This window comes from Shewanella sp. (assembly GCF_051658185.1).
In the GTDB taxonomy this organism is placed as follows: Bacteria; Pseudomonadota; Gammaproteobacteria; order Enterobacterales; family Shewanellaceae; genus Shewanella.
Window position 1 is genome coordinate 1 of record NZ_JBOFMC010000115.1, and the last position, 2,639, is coordinate 2,639.

The window sequence follows — 2,639 nt, forward strand, 5'->3', positions numbered from 1 at the left end:
TTGTGTGGAGAATGATTCGCTTGGTAAAGCTTGTGAGTGGTTGGCGAAAATAGCAGACCTCGCGGCTCAAGGCGCTGGCTTGGCTAAAGCTCTGTACTAAGCCCTGTACTTTGAGGCAAGGTTGATGAATAATTGCGCGGGATAGTTTATCGCCTAAGAGTCATCATCATGCAAATTTCATCTGGCTTGCAAGGGCTACACAATGCTCAGTCTGGATTAACTCAGGCAACAATTGATGTGGCAAAAAACCGTCCGAGTACCAACACACCGTTACCTGAACCTTCGGCACTCGATACAACCACCGTCGCCAGTGAAGGCACAGCCGCCTTAATTGCCGCCGATGCTGCCCTAAGATTAGGGGAAGCGGCGGCGAACGTGATTGCCGTGGGCTCAGAAACCATCGGCACTATCATCGATATTAAGGTTTGAGTCAGAATCTTAGCCAACGACTCAGTCCCAGGTAGCATCTGAGCATCAAAGCCTCGAAGTTAAGAGCCATCATCAGCATCCTGTGCTACACCATGGTATCTGCATGGTATCAGCATGGTGTGAATGTGGCGTATCACTTGGCTCATTGCAATGTCAGCCTTAATTGGTTTGATAACCTTCTGCGCCAATTTGGTGCTGTTTTAAGATCATGGCGGTCAGTAGTTTTGAGGCGGGGCCCTGATTGTCCCTGTCGGGGATCACCAGGCTTAGCATGATTCGCCGTTTTTGATTGCCTTCTAAATGTAAACGCACTAATTGCCCCATGGCTAACTCCTGTTCCACTAAATAGACTGGGAGCCAGCAAAAACCCATGCCGCGCAGTAAAATTTCTTTCGCTTCGTGGAAATTGGCCACCGTCCAGCGCTGCTCGGCTTTGAGCCAACCAATATCAATATTGGAATGCACCCCGGTATCTTTTATGACGATTTGTAAATGCTGGGCGAGTAATTTGTCATCCTCAATACGGCCCAGCGCAGTGAGTGGATGGTGTGGGTGACACACTAAATACAATTCTTCTTCGCACAGGGGCTCGGCGAGGTATCCCTTAGGGGTGATACCCGCGCAAATGGCAATATCGGCCTTTTTTTGTAAGATGAGCTCCGCCGTGCCACTGATCACTGAGTCCAGAATGGTAATGCGTGTGCCGCGGCTATGGGGTAAAAACGCATTGAGTGCACAGACCAAGTGCGGCATGGGGTAAACAATTTCGCGGGCAATGGTCAATGTTGGCTCCCAGCCTTGTTCTAAATTACTGGCGAGTTGTTCTAGATCATTTACAGCTTGTGTCACGTGGCGCGAGCGGCGCAGTAACACTTCGCCTTGGGGAGTGAGATAGGCTTTACGGCCTTTCACCTCGAGTAACTCTATCCCTAATTGATGCTGCAATTTCGTAACGGCATGGTTGAGGGATGATTGACTTTTATTCAGGTGCTGCGCGGCTTGGGCATAACCACCATAATCCACTACCGCCTGCAAAATACGCCATTGTTCAAGGGTTGATTTGGCTCGGGTCATCACGGCCTCTTATATAGGGTTGTCTCAAAAATACGCTCGCTTTGACAATACCGCAGCGTTAATTATGCAAATGCTTGGCGCGTTATACTGGCGTTTTGTTGCTGATTTTTCAATGGGATCTCACCTAGCCACCGTTATGCAGGTGGCTGTAGGCGTGACACGCTTAGAGGATGGCCCTGAATGGTTGAGCCGCGATGGAGTCATCTGATCAATAAGTTCTTGAGGGCTTACGGCTCTGCCGAGGATGAGCTGTAATAATTCAGTTAAGTTGCGCCCTGATTCGTTTACGACTAAGCGCTCAAATAAGCTGGCTTGATCTTGGCAGTGCGCCGTCGCCTCATACATCAGTTGGGCTAACTCTGTTTGCCACAGCCCTTGATAATATCGCGGGCCTTCATCGGCGATGGCTGCAAAACTGTATTGCAATTCATTAAATTGAGTATCTTGGCTTGGCGGCCAAGGCTCGCCAAAACTTAATTCAAATGCTTGGCTCAGCGTGTTATCACTCAGTTGGTTGTCATTAGGCTGAGGGGGAGATTGATAAAAGCGCAGTGCGAGTTTTGCCCTAAATACTGTGAGCTGCTTTTGGTAGGCGAGGGCGAGACGTTCACGCTCCCCTAAATACTCGGACTCATATTCAGGAAAAAGCGCTTCGCGCAATCCCCTTGCTAACCATAGGCTTGGAAGCTGATGACTATCGAGACTCGGGCCTTGAGTATTATTCAGGTAAAAGTGACTCCCTCTGGCGAGAGCCGTGATGGCTTGCGCTAGCGCTTGGGTAAAACTTTCAAGCTCCCGGTAATTTTTGAGCGTGAGTTGCAAATGTAATGCGTGTTGGCCAAACTGCTGGCCGATCACGCCTTGGCGCAGGGTGTAGTGGTGATTGCCTGAGGCGTTATTCGAGTCAGCCGCAAACTGGATATAAAGCTCCCCTAATAATCGCTGATGATGATATACCCGAATGTTGCTTTGGGTTTCGTGCCGAACATGGTTTCGTATTGGACACACATTCGTTCGATGTATGATCTTGGCCCGACGCATAGTACGCCATCTTCGTCCCGGAAGAAGTCACATCCTAGGTGGTATGTTACTGGTCCGGTTCCCTTCAACTTGTAGTTGTTTGGAGGTGCCGTCAA

3 protein-coding genes are annotated in these 2,639 nt (G+C 49.5%); 1 reads left to right on the plus strand and 2 read right to left on the minus strand.

Annotated features, from left to right (window positions below; all coding sequences use genetic code 11):
* Window positions 1–168: 168 nt before the first annotated feature.
* A complete protein-coding gene (locus tag ACRCZA_RS04755) occupies window positions 169–429 on the plus strand; it encodes a chemotaxis protein (RefSeq protein ID WP_438673323.1) in 261 nt (86 codons plus the stop codon).
* A gap of 159 nt (window positions 430–588) precedes the next feature.
* Here the strand turns inward: ACRCZA_RS04755 and ACRCZA_RS04760 are convergent, their stop codons facing one another.
* Complete coding sequence (locus ACRCZA_RS04760; RefSeq protein ID WP_438673324.1) at window positions 589–1,503, minus strand: LysR family transcriptional regulator; 915 nt, start codon at window positions 1,501–1,503, stop codon at window positions 589–591.
* A 120-nt stretch (window positions 1,504–1,623) separates the two neighbouring features.
* Window positions 1,624–2,511 carry a hypothetical protein gene (locus ACRCZA_RS04765; protein ID WP_438673325.1) on the minus strand — a complete coding sequence of 296 codons (888 nt, stop codon included), beginning with the start codon at window positions 2,509–2,511 and terminating at the stop codon, window positions 1,624–1,626.
* Window positions 2,512–2,639 lie beyond the last annotated feature (128 nt).

Coding starts and splice junctions, on each gene's coding strand:
- ACRCZA_RS04755 (WP_438673323.1), top strand. CDS start 169: ATGCAAATTTCATCTGGCTTGCAAGGGCTACACAATGCTCAGTCTGGA.
- ACRCZA_RS04760 (WP_438673324.1), bottom strand. CDS start 1,503: ATGACCCGAGCCAAATCAACCCTTGAACAATGGCGTATTTTGCAGGCG.